Below are 16,143 nucleotides of genomic sequence, written 5' to 3' on the forward strand. Positions count from 1 at the left end.
CGCGTGCGGCCGGCCGTGCCGTGCGGCGGGCCGTGCCGTGCGCCGTGCCGTGCCGTGCGGCGGGCCGTGCCGTGCGCCGTGCCGTGCCGTGCGGCGGGCCGTGCCGTGCCGTGCGCCGTGCCGTGCCGTGCGGCGGGCCGTGCCCGGGCGACGCGGGCCGTACCCGCGGCGGGCCGCAGGGTCAGCCGGCGAGGACCACCACGAGCGTGCGGGGACCGTGGACGCCCTCCACCCGGTGCAGCTCGATGTCGCTCGTGGCCGACGGTCCGCTGATCAGGGTCAGCGGACGGTGCGGGTCGAGCCGGCCGATCAGCTCGGGCACCGTCTGCACCACCTGATCGGCGAGCACCACGCACACGTGCAGGTCGGGCACCAGCGAGATGGCCCGGCGGCCCTGGCCGGCCGAGCCGTCGAGCGCGATGGTGCCGGTCTCGGCCGCGGCCACGGTGCACCCGGTGAGCACGCCGTCGAAGGCGTCGAGGTCGTAAGGGGTCAGGTCGCCGGGATCGGTGACCGCACCCGGCGGGACCCACTCCGCCGGCAGACCGGGCGGCACCACGAACCGGGCCCCGGCCGGAACCGCCGACGCGACGGTCGCGGCCACCGCGTCGGCGGCGCACCGCAGCACGGTCGCCTTGTAGTCGACCAGCCGGTCGGTCAGTAGCTCGAGGAGCTCGGCCGAGCCGGGGGAGTGCTCGCCCCGCGGGCGGTAGTCGCGCGGAACGTCCACAGTGGACCGCACGGATCCCAGCGCTTCACGCACCCGTGCCAGCACCGTCTCCCGACCGGACTCAGGCATCGGTGTCTCCTCCGGAGGAGGTGCGGCGCCACCACTGGCGGAACGTCTCCTTCGGCGGCACCGGCGCGTCTCGGCTGGCGGTCCACGCCGACAGCGGCGGCGGCAGCGCGCGGATGCGGCCGCGCCGTCCGAGGAGGCGTCCGCCGCGGGCCGCGCGGCCCGCGGCGCCGAAAAGGCCGGGGGACTTCATGACCCAGCCGGCCGCGGCCATCGCGACCGCCTCGGCCGTCGGCAGCTTCTTCTCCTCCACGACCCGCGACCGCAGGTGCACCAACAGGTTCGGGATGTCGATGCGCACCGGGCAGGCGTCGAAGCAGGCGCCGCAGAGCGACGACGCGTACGGCAGCGTCGGGTTGTCGGCGACGCCGGTCAGCTGGGGACTGAGGACCGCGCCGATCGGTCCCGGATAGACCGACCCGTACGCGTGGCCGCCGGTGCGCTCGTACACCGGGCACACGTTGAGGCAGGCGCTGCACCGGATGCAGTGCAGCGCCTCGCGCCCGACCTCGTCGGCCAGCGTGGCCGTGCGACCGTTGTCGAGCAGCACGAGGTGGAACTCCTGCGGCCCGTCGCCCGGCGTGACACCGCTCCACATCGACGTGTACGGGTTCATCCGCTCGCCGGTCGACGAGCGGGGGAGCAGTTGCAGGAACACACTGAGGTCGTCCCACGTCGGCACGATCTTCTCGATGCCCATCACCGTGATGAGCGTCCGCGGCAACGTCAGGCACATGCGCCCGTTGCCCTCGGACTCGACCACCGCGAGCGTCCCGGTCTCGGCGACCGCGAAGTTGGCTCCCGACACCGCGACCCGCGCGGCGAGGAACCGGCGCCGCAGGTGCGCGCGGGCGGCCATCGCGAGCCGGCGCGGCTCGTCGGTGAGGTCGGCCGGTGCGTCACCCATCTCGCGCTGGAAGATCTCCTTGATCTCCGACCGGTTGCGGTGGATCGCCGGCACGAGAATGTGCGACGGCCGGTCGTGTCCCAGTTGGACGATCAGCTCGGCGAGGTCGGTCTCGACCGCGGAGATCCCGGCCTCTTCCAGCGCCTCGTTCAGCCCGATCTCCTGCGTCGCCATCGACTTGACCTTCACGACCTCGCGGGCGCCGGTCGCCCGCACGAGCGAGGTGACGATCCGGTTCGCGGCGACGGAGTCGGTTGCCCAGTGCACCGTCCCGCCGCGCGCGGTGACCTCGCGCTCCAGCCGCTCCAGGTGCACGTCCAACGAAGCCATCGTGGCGCGCTTGATCGCCGCGCCGGCGAGGCGCAGCTCCTCCCAGTCGGGGACCTCGCCGACCACCTCGGCGCGCTTGCCGCGGATGGTGCGGGTGGCGTGGCCGAGGTTCTTCCGCAGCTGCGGGTTGTCCAGCGCCACGCGCGCGGCCGCGGGGAACGTCTGCGACCCGCTGAGCGCGCCGACGCCGCGCGGTGCGGTGGGGAGCCCGAGGTAGGTCTTCATGGGACGCTCGCAAGGATCTCGGCGAGGTGGACTGGCTTCGTGCCGGTGCGCAGCCGCGACAGCCCGCCGCCGATGTGCATGAGGCACGACGAGTCGCCCGCGCACACCGCCTCGGCGCGGGTCGACAGCACGTTGCTCATCTTGTCGGCCAGCATCGCGGTGGACGTGTCGGCGTTCTTCACCGCGAACGTTCCGCCGAACCCGCAGCACTGGTCGGCGTCGGGCAGCTCGACGAGGTCGATGCCGCCGACGTTGCGCAGCAGCCGCAGCGGCTTGTCGCCGACCCGCAGCATGCGCAGCGAGTGGCAGGTCGGGTGGTAGGTGACCCGGTGCGGGTAGTACGCGCCGACGTCGTCGACGCCGAGCACGTCGACCAGGAACTCCGACAGCTCGTACGTGCGAGCGGCCACCGACGCGGCCCGCGACGCGAGCCCGCGTGAGCCGGCCCGCGACGCCACGGCGGAGTGCTGGTGCCGCACCGAGCCGACGCAGGATCCGGACGGCGCCACGATCGCGTCGTACGGGTCGAACACCGCGGCGTGGTGCTTGATCAACGGGACGGCCGCCCGCTGGTACCCGGTGTTGACGTGCATCTGGCCGCAGCAGGTCTGGTCGGCCGGGAACACCACCTCGTGGCCGAGGCGGCGCAGCAGGGTGGTGGTGGCTTTGCCGACGTCCGGGAACAGCGCGTCGACCAGGCAGGTCACGAAGAGTGCGATACGCACGGGGCGACCATACGCCACGTGGGGCGGCTGAAGCGATCTTGGCGGCGGGTCCCCAAGGTGAGTCTTGACTCGTGACCGCAAGCGGAACTAGCGTGCCTGTCTACTGGTTTGAATCGATTCACAGCCATCCCGCCAGACTATGTGAAACGATTCATTCTCGCCAGGTGCCGTGCCGACCAGGGAGGAGCCGCCGTGGAGCCGTCCGGTGCACTGCTCGCGCTGCGCGCGGTCCAGAAGAGCTTCGGCGCCGTGGCCGCGCTGCGCGACGGGCGCCTCGACCTGTACCCCGGCGAGGCCCATGCCCTGGTGGGCGAGAACGGCGCCGGCAAGTCGACGCTCGTGCGGATCCTGGCCGGGGTGCACCCGCCCGACGCCGGAACGATGACCCTCGACGGCAGGCCGCTCGTACTCACCGGACCGGCCGACGCGCGCGCCGCCGGCATCGCGGTGATCTACCAGGAACCGACGCTGTTCCCCGACCTGTCGGTGGCCGAGAACATCTTCATCGGCCGGCAGCCGCAGAGGTCCTGGAAGCGCATCGACACCGCGGCGATGCGGCGCAGGGCCGACGAACTGTTCGCGCGGCTCGGGGTCCGCCTCGATCCCGACCGCCCCGCGCGCGGCCTCTCGATCGCCGACCAGCAGCTGGTCGAGATCGCCAAAGCGCTGTCGTTCGACGCGCGGATCCTCGTCATGGACGAGCCGACCGCCGCCCTCAGCGGCGTCGAGGTCGAGCGGCTGTTCGCGGTGACGCGGTCGCTGCGCGACGCCGGCGCCGCCGTCCTGTTCATCTCGCACCGCTTCGACGAGGTCTTCGCGCTGTGCCAACGCATCACCGTGATGCGCGACGGCGCGTGGGTCTCCACCGACCGCACGGAGGAGACGAGCGTCGACGGCGTCGTGCGGCGCATGGTCGGCCGCGAGATCTCGGCGCTGTTCCCGCGGGTCGAGCACGTCGTCGGCGACACTGCTGTCGACACCGCCATCGAGGTGCGCCACCTCACCAGCGCCGGCGTCTTCGACGACGTCAGCTTCACCGTGCGCGCCGGCGAGATCGTGGCGCTCGCCGGGCTCGTCGGCGCCGGGCGCAGCGAGGTCGTCCGCGCGATGTTCGGGGTCGACCGGTACGACAGCGGCGAGGTGCTGGTGGCCGGCCGCCGCCTGCCGCCGGGCCGTCCCGACGCCGCGATCGCCGCCGGGCTCGCGCTCGTTCCCGAGGACCGGCGTCAGCAGGGCCTGGTGATGGACCTCTCCGTCGAGCGCAACGCGACGCTGGTGCGCCGCTGGAAGCTGAGCCGCTTCGGGCTCCTCGGGTTCGGTGCCGAGCGCCGCAGCGCGCAGACCTGGACGCAACGGCTGCAGGTCAAGGCGGAGCGGCTCGGTAACGACGTGTCCACGCTGTCGGGTGGGAACCAGCAGAAGGTGGTGCTGGCCAAGTGGCTGGCCACCGAGCCGTCGGTGCTGATCGTCGACGAGCCAACCCGCGGCATCGACGTCGGCACCAAGGCCGAGGTGCACCGGCTGCTGTCCGAGCAGGCCGCCCGCGGCGTCGCGGTGCTGATGGTCTCCAGCGAGCTGCCCGAGGTGCTGGGGATGGCCGACCGTGTGCTGGTGATGCACGAGGGCCGGCTGGTCGGCGACATCCCGCGCGAGAGCGCCGACGAGGAGTCGGTGATGTTCGCGGCGACGGGCTCGACCTCATGACGGCTCCCACGGGCGTGGTGCACCGGTTCTTCGTGGTGCGCGAGCTCGGCATCGGGTTGGCGCTGGTGCTGCTCGTCGCGGTCACCGCGATCGTCACGCCGCGGTTCCTGTCGGCACAGAGCATCAAGGACCTGCTGCTGGGCTCGACGATCCTGGCCGTGCTCGCGGTGGGGCAGGCGATCGTCGTCATCACCCGCAACGTCGACCTGTCGGTCGGTTCGGTGCTCGGCCTCTCGGCGTTCGCCACCGGCACGCTGTTCGTGAACGCGCCCGGCACGCCGATCCCGGTCGCCATCCTCGTCGGCATGGCGCTGGGCGCGGTGTGCGGCCTGGTCAACGGCGTGCTCATCGCGGCGGCGCGGGTGCCCGCGCTGGTGGTGACGCTCGGCACCCTGTACGCGTTCCGCGGTCTCGACTACACCTGGGCGACCGGCCGCCAGATCAACGCCGCCGACATGCCGCCGGCGTTCCTGCGCATGGGAACCGCGACGGTGCTCGGCATCCCGGTGCTCGCGTTGTTCGCGGTCGTGGTGCTGGTGGTCGCCGGGTACTACCTGCGGACGTTCCGCAGCGGGCGCGAGCTGTACGCGATCGGGTCCGAGCCCGCGGCCGCGCGGCTGTCGGGCATCCCGGTGGGGAAGCGTGTCTTCACCGCGTTCGTCGTGTCGGGCATGCTCGCCGGGCTCGCCGGTGTGCTGCACGCGGCCCGCTTCGGCACGATCGACGCCAACGCCGGCCTCGGGCAGGAGCTCGACGTGGTGGCGGCCGTCGTGGTCGGCGGCGTGGCCATCTTCGGCGGCAGCGGATCGGTGTACGGGGCGGCGCTCGGCGCCGTGCTGCTCACCACGATCGGCGCCGCGCTGCCGGTGCTCGGCGTCAACCCGTTCTGGCAACGGGCCGCGGTCGGCGCGCTGATCCTCGCCGCCATCGCGCTCGACAAGGTCCTCTCCGCGCGGATCGCGGCGCGGCTGCGGGTGAGGAGGGCACGTCGTGCGTAGGTCGGCCTGGGACATCGCGGTCGTCGTCGCGTTGCTGCTGTTCGTCGTGGTGGCCGGACAGACCATCGACGGGTTCGGCACCGCGCGGTTCTGGCGGTTCGTGGCGCTCGAGGTCGTTCCGGTGGCGGTCATCGCGTTGCCGCTCGCGCTCGTGGTCATCACCGGCGAGATCGACCTGTCGGTCGCCTCGGTGGTGGGCCTCACGTGCACGGTGTTCGGCAAGCTGTGGGCCGTCGGCGTCACCTCGCTGCCGCTGCTCATCGTGGCCTGCCTGGTGCTGGGCGCGGTTCTCGGCGCCGTGAACGGCGTGTTCGTCACGGTGTTCGGGCTGCCGTCGTTGGCCGTCACGATCGGAACGCTCGCGCTGTACCGCGGCCTCGCGTACGTCGTGCTGGGCGACAAGGCCGTCGCCGACTACCCGGTCTCCTGGACCAGCAACGCGATCGCGCCGATCCCGGGTCTCACCATCCCGTGGATGGTGCTGGTGGTGCTCGCGGTCGCGGTCGTGCTCGGCGTGGTGCTGCACGCCACCCCGATCGGCCGCGGTCTCTACGCGATCGGCAACAACGACGAGGCGTCGGCGTTCGCCGGCATCCGGGTCGCACGCACCAAGTTCTGGCTCTTCGTCCTCACCGGAGCGATGTCCGCCCTCGCCGGGGTGTTCTGGACGTTCCGCTTCGCCAGCGCCCGCGCCGACAACGCGACCGGGCTGGAACTGGCGGTGGTCGCCGCCGTCCTTCTCGGCGGCGTCTCGATCTTCGGGGGACGTGGTGGGCTGGTCGGCGTGCTCGCCGCGGTCGTCCTGCTCGCCACGATGCGCAACGCACTGCAACTGGCCGACGTACCCGCGAACACCCTCACCATCGTCACCGGAACCCTGCTCATCGCCTCGGTTGTGGGCCCCAACCTCGTCACCCTCACCCGCGACGGTCTACGCCGCCGTCGAACGAAAGCCCTTGCCCTGAAGGGAGCCTCCCCGTGAAGAAAGCCCTCACCGTCACCCTCGCCACGTTGCTCGTCGTCAGCCTGTCCGCCTGCGCCGAGGACGGCGACTCCGGATCCGACGGCGGCGGTGGTGAGACCACCAACGGCATCAAGTCCGGCCTGAAGATCGCCTTCCTGCCGAAGCAGGTGAACAACCCGTACTTCACCTCGGCCGGCACCGGCGGCAAGGCCGCGGTCGGCGAGTTCAAGGGCACCTACAGCGAGACCGGTCCGTCGGAGGCCTCCCCGTCGGCGCAGGTGAGCTACATCAACACCCTGTCGCAGCAGGACACCGACGTCATCGTCGTGTCGGCGAACGACAAGGACGCGATCTGCGGAGCGCTCACCGAGGCGAAGTCCGGCGGCACCAAGGTGGTGACGTTCGACTCCGACACCAAGCCCGAGTGCCGCGACGTCTTCGTCAACCAGGCCACCGCCGACGGCATCGCCAAGTCGCAGATCAAGCTCATCTCCGAAGCGGTCGGCGCCGAGGGCGGGAAGATCGCGATCCTGTCGGCGACGGCGAACGCCACCAACCAGAACGCCTGGATCGAGAAGATGAAGACCGAGCTCGCGAAGCCGGAGTACAGCAAGCTCCAGCTCGTGGCGACCGTCTACGGCGACGACAACGACCAGAAGTCGTTCCAGGAGGCGCAGGGTCTGCTCGCGAAGTACCCGGACCTCAAGGGCATCATCTCGCCGACCACCGTCGGCATCGCCGCGGCGGCCCGGTACCTGCAGGGCTCGACGTACAAGGGCAAGGTGGCGCTCACCGGTCTCGGCACGCCGAACCAGATGCGCGCGTTCGTGAAGGACGGCACCTGCAAGGCGTTCGCGTTGTGGAACCCGGAGGAGCTGGGCTACCTGGCCGCGTACGCGGCGGGCGCGTTGGCGTCGGGCACGATCACCGGCAAGCAGGGCGACAAGTTCACCGCCGGCAAGCTCGGTGAGTACACCGTCGGTGCCAACGGCGAGGTGCTCCTCGGCGACCCGACCACGTTCGACGCGTCGAACATCGACAAGTTCAACTTCTGAGGCTTCTGGAGCTCTGACATGAAGCGCGTCTGCTTCACGTTGCAGGTCCGGCCGGACCGGCTCGACGAGTACCGTCGGCGGCACGCGGCGGTCTGGCCGGACATGCTGCGCGCGTTGCGAGACGCGGGCTGGCACGACTATTCCCTGTTCCTGCGCGACGACGGACTCCTCGTCGGGTACCTGCTCACCGAAGACCTCGCCGCCGCACAGGCCGCGATGGACACCACCGAGGTGAACGCGCGGTGGCAGGCGGAGATGGCCGGGTTCTTCGTGGGTCTGGACGATGGCCGTCCCGACCTGGGTTTCCGGGTACTCGACGAGGTGTTCAACCTGGACGATCAGTTGGAGGCGATCGATGACTCCTGAGACCCGCACACGGGTGCTGGATGCATTGCGGCGGCAGCACGTCGAACTACCGTCGTGGGCGTTCGGAAACTCCGGCACCCGGTTCAAGGTGTTCCCGCAGGAGGGCGTGCCGCGCACCCCGCAGGAGAAGATCGCCGACGCCGCGACGGTGCACCGCTTCACGGGCGTCGCACCGAGCGTCGCGCTGCACATTCCGTGGGACAAGGTCGACGACTACACGGCGTTGTCGGCGTACGCCGCGTCGGAGGGCGTCGCGCTGGGCGCGATCAACTCGAACGTGTTCCAGGACAACGACTACAAGCTCGGCAGCGTCACCAACCCCGACGCGGGCGTGCGCCGCAAGGCCACCGACCACCTGCTCGAGTGTGTGTCCATCATGGACGCGACCGGCTCCCGCGACCTGAAGCTGTGGTTCTCCGACGGCACGAACTACCCGGGCCAGGACTCGATCCGCGGCCGGCAGGACCGGCTGGCCGCGGCGCTGAGCGAGGTCTACGACCGGCTCGGAGACGAGCAGCGGATGCTGCTGGAGTACAAGCTGTTCGAGCCGGCCTTCTACACCACCGACGTGCCCGACTGGGGCACGGCGTACGCGCACTGCGTCAGGCTGGGTGAGAAGGCCCAGGTGGTGATCGACACCGGTCACCACGCACCCGGCACCAACATCGAGTTCATCGTGGCGTTCCTGCTGCGCGAAGGGAAGCTCGGCGCGTTCGACTTCAACTCGCGCTTCTACGCCGACGACGACCTCATGGTCGGCGCCGCCGACCCGTTCCAGCTGTTCCGCATCATGTTCGAGATCGTCCAGGTGGGCGCGCTCGATCCGGACTACGGGATCGCGTTCATGCTCGACCAGTGCCACAACATCGAGGCGAAGATCCCGGCGGTGATCCGCTCGGTGATGAACGTCCAGGAGGCCACGGCCAAGGCCCTGCTCGTCGATGTCGAAGCGCTTACCTCCGCGCAGGAGTCGGGCGACGTCCTCGACGCGAACGCCGTGCTGATGGACGCCTACGACACCGATGTCCGCCCGCTGCTCCGCGACCTCCGCGAGGACATGGGCCTCGACCCGGAGCCGCTGAAGGCCTACGCGCGGTCGGGCTACGCCGAGAAGATCAGGGCCGACCGCGTCGGCGGTGAGCAGGCCGGCTGGGGTGCCTAGAGATCCCTGACGAAGAAGTGGTGGCCGTACACCTCGTCGTTGAAGCGCTCGACCTCGCGGTAGCCGGCCGTACGGTACATCGCGATCGCCTCCGGTAGGGCGCGGTTGGTCTCCAGCCGGACCGTCGTGTGGCCGTGCTCCCGCGCTGTTCCCTCGAGCTCGCGCAACAGGCGACGGCCGAGACCGAGCCCGCGGACCGCCGGCGAGACCCACATGCGCTTGATGTACGCCGGCTCGCCGGCGTGGAACAGCAGCGCGCCGCACCCGACCGGCTCGTCGTCGAGCGTGGCCACCAGGAGCAGCCCGTGCGGCGGCCGCAGGTCGGCCTCGCCGGTGGAGACGCTCCGGGCCGGGTCGAAGCCCTCCTCGAACCGCTCGGCCAGCTCGGCGTAGTAGGAGCCCAGGCAGAACCGGGCGTGCGGGTGGCCCGGGTCGGTCACGCCGACCCGCACCGTCGACGCGACCAGCAGCCGCTCGACCTCGCCCATCGCGGCGACGAGCCGGTCGCGCTCGGCCGGCGCCAGCCCGCCGAGGAGGTCCTCGGCCAGCTTGTCGGAGCGCCGGTCGAGCTCCGCGCGCTCGGCCCGGCCGCGTTCGGTGAGCCGGGCCGTGCGGACGCGCGCGTCGCCGGCACTGGCCTCGACCAGCACGAGCCCGTCGTCGGTCAGGGCGCGGAGCAGCCGGCTGAGGTACCCGGAGTCGAGCCCGAGGCGGGCGCGCAGGGTGCGGACGTCGACGCCCTCCGGGCCGATCTCCCACAGCACCCGCGCCTGGCCGAGGGGCCGGTCGAGGGCGAGGAACCGGTCGTCGAGGGCTCCGACGCGCTGGGTGACCGTGCGGTTGAACCGCCGCACGCGGGCAACAGCGTCCATTCTCTGACCTTAGTCAGAGGAATCCTTCCTGTCATGGAAGATTTCCGCGGACAGGCTCTCCTGGGCGAGCCGGCGCAGCCCGGCGATGAGCGCGTCGCCGAGGATCGTGCCGACCACGGCCCGGTACAGGACCATCTCCGGCTCCGCGGCCCGCACCAGGCCCAGGTCGACGGCGGCGACGTCCTCCGCGGCCTTCGCGTACCGGTCGATCACGTCGACCATCTCGGTGTTGCCGAGCCGGCGCAGCGCCGCGATCACCTCGGCGACCCGGCGCCGGGCCGGCGCGCCCTCGGACACCTGCCAGCCGTGGCGGCCGAGAAGCGCCTCGACCTCGGCCTCGGCCGCCGAGACCTCCGGGGCGGCGGCCGGCTCCGGCGCGTTCGGAGGCGCCGACTGCAGGGCGCGCCCGAGCGCGTGGTGCAGGTCGGGGTCGGGCTGGTCGAGGTCGTTCACCAGGTCGCGGATCGTGGCGACGGGCAGCCGGCCGACGTCGATCAGCACCCGGATCAGGCGCAGCCGTTGGAGGTGCCGCTCGTCGTAGCGGGCCTGGTTGGCGCGGACCGCCTCGCCGGCGGGGAGCAGCCCCTCCCGCAGGTAGTACTTGATCGTCGGCACCGCCACGCCGCTCCGGTCACTCAGCTCCGCAATGCGCATCGGCCACCCCTTGCGTCCCTCGGTCCGAACATGGATAGTCTAACTATCGATAGCGGATAGCACCGCTATCCATAAGGGGGATGGGAATGAAAGCGCCGGAACTGCACCGCCCGCTCGCCGTCACCGCCGTCGCCATGGCGGGGCTCGCCGCCGTCGCGGCCGCCGGGATGGTCCTCGACGACCGGCACCTGCTCGGGCTGCCGATCTGGACCAAGCCGTTCAAGTTCGCGACCTCGCTGGTGATCTACACCGGCACGCTCGCGTACCTGGTCGGCCAGCTGAAAGGACGGCCGGCCCGGCACGCCGGCTGGCTCGGCAACGTCATCGTGGCCGCGTCGTTCATCGAGATGGCGGTGATCGTCGGCCAGGTCGTGCGGGGCCGGCGCAGCCACTTCAACGTCGAGACGCCGCTCGACAGCGCGCTGTGGGGCGTCATGGCGGTCACGATCCTGATGCTGTGGATCGCCACCGCGCTGATCGGTGTCGTGCTGCTGAGGCACCACCGGGGCGACCGACCGACCGTGCTGGCCGTGCGGTACGGGCTGCTCGTCGCGCTCGCCGGCATGGCGGTCGGCTTCCTGATGACCCAGCCCACCGCCGAGCAGCGGGCCGGGTTCGCGACGGCGCCGCCGACCCTGGTCGGCTCGCACAGCGTCGGTGTGGCCGAGGGAGGCCCGGGCCTGCCGCTGGTTAGCTGGAGCACCGAGGGCGGCGACCTGCGCATCGCCCACTTCATCGGGCTGCACGCGCTGCAGGCCCTGCCGCTGCTGGCGTTCGGGTTGGCCCGCGCCGCCCGGCGGTGGCCGGCACTGCGCCCGGAGAACGTGCGGAGCCGGCTCGTCGGGGTCGGTGCGGCCGGCATCACCGGCGTCACGGCGATCACCACGTGGCAGGCGCTGCGCGGCCAGTCGATCGTGCAGCCCGACCGGCTCACCTGGGCCTCGGCCGGCCTGCTGGCTGCCGGTCTCGCCATGGGCGCGGCGGTCGCGCTCCGCCGGACCACCGCGCGAGCCCTGGCGGCCGCGCGATGACCGAGCTGGCCTTCACCCTCGCCTTCCCGCTGGCCGCGCCGTTCTGGGCGCTGATGATCGTGGCGCCCGGCTGGCGGTGGACGCGGAGGATCTGCGGCTCGCCGCTGATCGTGCTGGCGCCGCTCGTGGCGTACGCGTTCGCGGTGGCGCCGATCCTGCCCGAGTTCGCCGCCGAGATGGTCAACCCGGACCTCGACGGCGTCCGCGACCTCGTCGGCACCGCCGACGGCACCGCGCTTGTGTGGGCCCATCTCATCGCGTTCGACCTGTTCGTGGGCCGGTGGATGTACCTCGACAGCCGCGAGCGCCGGATCCCCCCGCTGCTGATGGCTCCGGTGCTCGTGCTGACGATCCTGCTCTCGCCGTTCGGCCTCGTCGCCTACCTGGCCCTGCGCACGAGGTGGCGGGGCCGCGCGGGAACGGACGCTACGGCGCCGTAGGCAGCCTTCACGTCTCGTGGCGGAAGTCCGGTTCCAGGTAGATGAGGCAGTCGTAGGGCACGGCCGCCCGCACGCGGGCCTCGGCGTCGTTGATCGTGGCGACGACGTCGCGCGCGGTGCCGGTCCCGTCGATCTCGATCTTCGCCGTGACCAGGAGCTCGTCGGGGCTCAGGTGCGAGGTGCGCAGGTGGATGACGCTCACCACGCCCGATCCGGCGACCAGGGCGGTCTCGATGCGGTCGGCCATCACCGGGTCGGCCGCCTCGCCGATGAGCAGGCTCGTGGTCTGCGTGGCGAGCACCACCGCGATGAGGATCAGCAGCACGCCGATGGCCGGCGTGCCGACCGCGTCCCAGGTGCCGTTGCCGGTGACCACCGCCATGGTGACGCCGAGGAGCGCGAACGCCAGCCCGAGCAGGGCACCGAGGTCCTCCAGCAGCACGACCACGAGCTCGGGTGCCTTGGTGCGCCGGATGAACTGCGGCCACGACAGGTCGCCGCGCCGCGCGGCCGACTCCTTCACCGCGGTGCGCAGCGAGAAGCCCTCCAGCCCGATCGACACGATCAGCACGGCGAACGCCCAGACCGGGTCTTCGAGCGGGTGCGGCTCGGCGAACTTCTCCCAGCTGGTTGCTGGAGTCGGCGAACGAGTGCACCGCCTCGGCGAGCATCGACGACGAGCCGGTGAACAGGTAGGCGACGAACTTGCTCACCGCGATGCCGACGTTGGCGCCGAGCGCCGCGAGGATCGCCCGGATGCCGCCCTGATCTTCCGCCACGGCGATCAGCTACCCCGATGCCGGCGGGCTATCCGGGCGGCGATCTCCGCGATCCGGTCGCGCAGCTCGGGCGGGTCCCGCACCTGGAAGTCGAACGGGATGCGCAGGACGAAGTCGGCCAGCGGCGCCAGGTCCCAGGCCGCCATCCGCACCAGCGTCGTGCTGTCGTCGACGGCCGTCACCACCGCCATCGTGGCCGGAATCACGCGCCGGACCCGGTCGTAGGGCGCGTACACCAGCACCGACCCGGTGACGGAGTACGGCGCCACGGCGGTGCCCTCCGACACCAGCTCCACCGGGTCCGGCGGGTCGACCAGCGTGTACCGCTGCCCGGTGAGCGCCGGGTCGACGACCCGGTCGACCCGGAACGTGCGCCAGGCGTCGCGGTCGCGGTCGCGGGCCACCAGGTACCAGCGGCGGCCGGTGTGCACGACCCGCAGCGGCTCCACCCAGCGCTGGGACACCGCGCCGTGGTTGTCGGTGTAGCCGAACCGCAGCCCCTCGGTGTGGCGGCAGCCGCGGGCCAGGGTCACCAGCACGTCGATGTCGATCCGGGGCACGTCGGGGCCGGGTAGCTGCACCGTGCCGGTCTGCACCGCGTCGACGCGCTCGCGCAACCGGGCGGGCAGCACGCCGTCCAACTTCGAGAGCGCGGCGACCGCCGCGGTCTCCACGCCCTCGACCGCGGTCGCCGTCGCGACCCGCAGCCCGACGGCGATCGCGACCGCCTCGTCGTCGTCGAGCAGCAGCGGCGGCAGCCGGCCACCTCGACCCAGGCGGTAGCCGCCGGCGACGCCGGGGTCGGCGTCGACCGGATAGCCGAGGTCGCGCAGGCGGGCGACGTCGCGCCGCAGCGTGCGGGAGGTGACGCCGAGCCGGTCGGCCAGCTCGTCGCCCGACCACCGCGCCCGCGACTGCAGCAGCGTGAGCAGCCGGAGCAGCCGCGCGGCACCTTCCACGATCGTCAGACTATGCGGACTCATACTGTCCGCGATAGCCGTTACGGTCGGTTCATGAGCGACCTGGAGATCATCAAGCAGGACCTGCTGCGCACCGCCGACTTCGCGTTCCAGCGGCTGCGGGCCCGGCTGAGCGGGCTCACCGACGAGGAGTACCTGTGGGAGCCGGCGCCGGGCTGCTGGTCGATCCGCGAGACCGGCGGCAGGTGGGTGGCCGACGGGTCGCCGATCCCGGTGAAGCCGGCGCCACTCACCACGATCGCGTGGCGGCTCGACCACCTGATCTTCGTGCTGGAAGGCGAACGCAACGCCACCTGGCTGGGCGCCACGCCGGTGGGCACGCTCGGTCGCGACGGCGCGGCGCCGTCCGCGGAGCAGGCGCTACGGGACCTGGACAGCGCGTACGACCTGTTCACGCGCAACGTTCAGGCGGCCGACGCGGCGGGACTGACCGCGCCGATGGGCGAGATCGCCGCACCGTACGGGTCCGACACCCGGGCGGCGTTCGTGCTGCACGAGCTCGACGAGCTGATCCACCACGGGTCGGAGATCGCGGCGATGCGCGACCTGTACCGGGCGCTGACCGCCGCCGCGAACCCCGTGGTCGCCGCCGTCGATGGGGAGGACTGGGCCGCCGTCGAGGCGCTGGTGCCCACACACGGTGGAACCCCGGTGGTGGCGGAGCTGGCCGTCGCCGAGCGGTGGGACGCCGTCCGGCGGCTCGCCGACCTCGGGTTCTCGGTGACCGCGTCGGGCGGCATCACCGCGCTGCACTACGCCGCGGTCCACGGCCAGCGCGAGATCGCCGAGCTGCTCGTCAAGCACGGCGCCGACCCGGCGACGAAGGACACCGAGTTCGAGCAGGACGCCGCCGGCTGGGCCGCGTACGGCGGGCACGAGGAGCTCGCGAAGTATCTTCGCGGGTAAGCTCCGCCGGTGACGCTGGAACAGACGATCGATCCTGATCACGTCGGCTTCGACGCGAAGCGGCTGGACCGCATCCGGTCGCACTTCGAGAGGTACGTCGACGACGGCCGGCTCGCCGGGTGGCACATCGTGGTCACCCGGTGCGGCCAGGTCGCGTTCTCCGGGGCGCACGGCACGCGCGACCTGTCCACCGGCGCGCCGGTCGAGGCCGACACGCTGTGGCGGATCTACTCGATGACCAAGCCGGTCACGTCGGTCGCCGCGATGATGCTGTACGAGGAGGGCCACTTCCAGCTGACCGACGAGATCAGCCGGTGGCTGCCCGAGTTCGCCGACCTGCGGGTCTACACGAAGGGCTCGCTGCAGGCGCCGTTCACCGTGCCGGCCATCGAGCCGATCCGGGTCTGGCACCTGCTGACGCACACGTCGGGGCTCACGTACGGCTTCATCCAGGAGACGGTGGTCGACGGGCTGTACCGGTCGGCCGGCTCCGACCTCAGCGGGCAGGGTGACCTCGACCTGGCCGAGTCGTGCGGGATGTGGGCCGGCCTGCCGCTGCTGTTCCAGCCCGGAACCAGGTGGGGGTACGGGGTCTCCACCGACGTCCTCGGCCGGCTCGTCGAGGTGATCAGCGGGCAGACGCTGGAGGAGTTCTTCGCCGAGCGCGTCCTCGGTCCGCTCGGCATGGACGACACCCGGTGGTGGGTCGACGAGGCCGACGCGCCGCGCGCCGCGACCCTCTACGGCGCCCACCCGCAGACGGGCCTGGCCACCCCGCTGCCGAAGCTCGGCGCGGAGGCGTTCCAGCGGCCGGCGCTGCTGTCCGGCGGCGCCGGGCTGATCTCCACCGCGGCCGACTACCACCGGTTCACGCAGATGCTGCTCCGCGAGGGCGAGCTCGACGGCGTGCGCCTCCTCGGCCCGCACACCGTGCGGTACATGACCCGCAACCACCTGCCCGGCGGCGCCGACCTGCAGACGTTCTCCTCGGGCGGCTTCGCCGAGACCACGATGGAGGGCATCGGTTTCGGGCTGGGCTTCGCGGTGATCGACAACCCGGTGCCGGGCAAGGTGCTCAGCGGCGCCGGCCAGTACTACTGGGGCGGCCTGGCCAGCACGGCGTTCTGGGTCGACCCCGTCGAGCAGCTGACGGCGATGCTCTTCACCCAGCTCGTCCCGTCGAGCCGCTGGCCCCTGCGCGCGCACCTACGCCAACTCGTGTACCAGGCGCTCATCGACTGACGGCCCG

General features: G+C 71.9%; 17 protein-coding genes and 1 pseudogene. 10 read left to right on the top strand and 8 right to left on the bottom strand.

Annotated elements, in window-relative coordinates; genetic code table 11:
• Positions 1 to 181: 181 nt before the first annotated feature.
• The 3 genes from Voc01_RS33925 to Voc01_RS33935 are packed head-to-tail and all read right to left on the bottom strand — an operon-like array spanning position 182 to position 2,983.
• Positions 182 to 799 carry a LutC/YkgG family protein gene (locus tag Voc01_RS33925; protein WP_203931730.1) on the bottom strand — a complete coding sequence of 206 codons (618 nt, stop codon included), beginning with the start codon at positions 797 to 799 and terminating at the stop codon, positions 182 to 184.
• Positions 792 to 2,258, bottom strand: coding sequence for a LutB/LldF family L-lactate oxidation iron-sulfur protein (locus Voc01_RS33930; RefSeq protein WP_203931731.1), 1,467 nt, complete (start codon positions 2,256 to 2,258; stop codon positions 792 to 794). The genes Voc01_RS33925 and Voc01_RS33930 overlap by 8 nt, the downstream gene beginning before the upstream one ends.
• Positions 2,255 to 2,983, bottom strand: coding sequence for a (Fe-S)-binding protein (locus Voc01_RS33935; protein WP_203931732.1), 729 nt, complete (start codon positions 2,981 to 2,983; stop codon positions 2,255 to 2,257). The genes Voc01_RS33930 and Voc01_RS33935 overlap by 4 nt, the downstream gene beginning before the upstream one ends.
• Positions 2,984 to 3,175: 192 nt before the next feature.
• On the opposite strand from Voc01_RS33935, the gene Voc01_RS33940 reads away from it, so the two are divergent.
• Genes Voc01_RS33940 through rhaI form a run of 6 tightly spaced genes read left to right on the top strand, consistent with a single transcriptional unit; the run spans position 3,176 to position 9,232 of the window.
• Complete coding sequence (locus Voc01_RS33940; RefSeq protein WP_203931733.1) at positions 3,176 to 4,687, top strand: sugar ABC transporter ATP-binding protein; 1,512 nt, start codon at positions 3,176 to 3,178, stop codon at positions 4,685 to 4,687.
• On the top strand, positions 4,684 to 5,685 hold the full coding sequence (locus Voc01_RS33945) for an ABC transporter permease (RefSeq protein ID WP_203931734.1): 1,002 nt from the start codon (positions 4,684 to 4,686) through the stop codon (positions 5,683 to 5,685). Before Voc01_RS33940 ends, Voc01_RS33945 begins: the two co-directional genes overlap by 4 nt.
• Positions 5,678 to 6,667: an ABC transporter permease gene (locus Voc01_RS33950; RefSeq protein ID WP_203931735.1), complete on the top strand. Its 990-nt coding sequence runs from the start codon at positions 5,678 to 5,680 to the stop codon at positions 6,665 to 6,667. The genes Voc01_RS33945 and Voc01_RS33950 overlap by 8 nt, the downstream gene beginning before the upstream one ends.
• Entirely contained in the window at positions 6,664 to 7,704 is a 1,041-nt protein-coding gene (gene rhaS / locus Voc01_RS33955) for a rhamnose ABC transporter substrate-binding protein (protein ID WP_203931736.1), read from the top strand. Before Voc01_RS33950 ends, rhaS begins: the two co-directional genes overlap by 4 nt.
• A gap of 18 nt (positions 7,705 to 7,722) precedes the next feature.
• Complete coding sequence (locus Voc01_RS33960; RefSeq protein WP_203931737.1) at positions 7,723 to 8,070, top strand: L-rhamnose mutarotase; 348 nt, start codon at positions 7,723 to 7,725, stop codon at positions 8,068 to 8,070.
• Positions 8,060 to 9,232, top strand: a complete 1,173-nt coding sequence (gene rhaI / locus Voc01_RS33965; RefSeq protein ID WP_203931738.1) for an L-rhamnose isomerase — start codon at positions 8,060 to 8,062, stop codon at positions 9,230 to 9,232. Before Voc01_RS33960 ends, rhaI begins: the two co-directional genes overlap by 11 nt.
• Here rhaI and Voc01_RS33970 read toward each other — a convergent pair.
• Together Voc01_RS33970 and Voc01_RS33975 are read right to left on the bottom strand one after the other, a co-directional pair.
• Positions 9,229 to 10,104, bottom strand: a complete 876-nt coding sequence (locus Voc01_RS33970; protein WP_203931739.1) for a bifunctional helix-turn-helix transcriptional regulator/GNAT family N-acetyltransferase — start codon at positions 10,102 to 10,104, stop codon at positions 9,229 to 9,231. The genes rhaI and Voc01_RS33970 overlap by 4 nt on opposite strands.
• A 9-nt stretch (positions 10,105 to 10,113) precedes the next feature.
• Complete coding sequence (locus Voc01_RS33975; protein WP_203931740.1) at positions 10,114 to 10,758, bottom strand: MerR family transcriptional regulator; 645 nt, start codon at positions 10,756 to 10,758, stop codon at positions 10,114 to 10,116.
• A gap of 86 nt (positions 10,759 to 10,844) precedes the next feature.
• On the opposite strand from Voc01_RS33975, the gene Voc01_RS33980 reads away from it, so the two are divergent.
• Positions 10,845 to 11,789 carry a hypothetical protein gene (locus Voc01_RS33980; protein ID WP_203931741.1) on the top strand — a complete coding sequence of 315 codons (945 nt, stop codon included), beginning with the start codon at positions 10,845 to 10,847 and terminating at the stop codon, positions 11,787 to 11,789.
• Entirely contained in the window at positions 11,786 to 12,229 is a 444-nt protein-coding gene (locus Voc01_RS33985) for an ABA4-like family protein (protein ID WP_203931742.1), read from the top strand. Before Voc01_RS33980 ends, Voc01_RS33985 begins: the two co-directional genes overlap by 4 nt.
• A gap of 7 nt (positions 12,230 to 12,236) precedes the next feature.
• On the opposite strand, the gene Voc01_RS33990 is transcribed toward Voc01_RS33985, so the two are convergent.
• From Voc01_RS33990 to Voc01_RS33995, 3 genes and pseudogenes are all read right to left on the bottom strand, one after another.
• Positions 12,237 to 12,791, bottom strand: coding sequence for a cation diffusion facilitator family transporter (locus Voc01_RS33990; protein WP_373873905.1), 555 nt, complete (start codon positions 12,789 to 12,791; stop codon positions 12,237 to 12,239).
• Positions 12,792 to 12,912: 121 nt separating this feature from the next.
• Positions 12,913 to 13,008, bottom strand: a pseudogene (locus Voc01_RS54785) (cation diffusion facilitator family transporter); the annotation flags it as partial.
• A gap of 5 nt (positions 13,009 to 13,013) precedes the next feature.
• Positions 13,014 to 13,991: a helix-turn-helix transcriptional regulator gene (locus Voc01_RS33995; RefSeq protein WP_203931743.1), complete on the bottom strand. Its 978-nt coding sequence runs from the start codon at positions 13,989 to 13,991 to the stop codon at positions 13,014 to 13,016.
• A gap of 30 nt (positions 13,992 to 14,021) precedes the next feature.
• On the opposite strand from Voc01_RS33995, the gene Voc01_RS34000 reads away from it, so the two are divergent.
• A complete protein-coding gene (locus Voc01_RS34000) occupies positions 14,022 to 14,894 on the top strand; it encodes a DinB family protein (RefSeq protein WP_203931744.1) in 873 nt (290 codons plus the stop codon).
• Positions 14,895 to 14,903: 9 nt separating this feature from the next.
• Complete coding sequence (locus tag Voc01_RS34005; protein WP_203931745.1) at positions 14,904 to 16,136, top strand: serine hydrolase domain-containing protein; 1,233 nt, start codon at positions 14,904 to 14,906, stop codon at positions 16,134 to 16,136.
• Positions 16,137 to 16,143: the final 7 nt, after the last annotated feature.

Origin of the sequence: Virgisporangium ochraceum (assembly GCF_016863655.1) — a bacterium.
Taxonomy (GTDB): Bacteria; Actinomycetota; Actinomycetes; order Mycobacteriales; family Micromonosporaceae; genus Virgisporangium; species Virgisporangium ochraceum.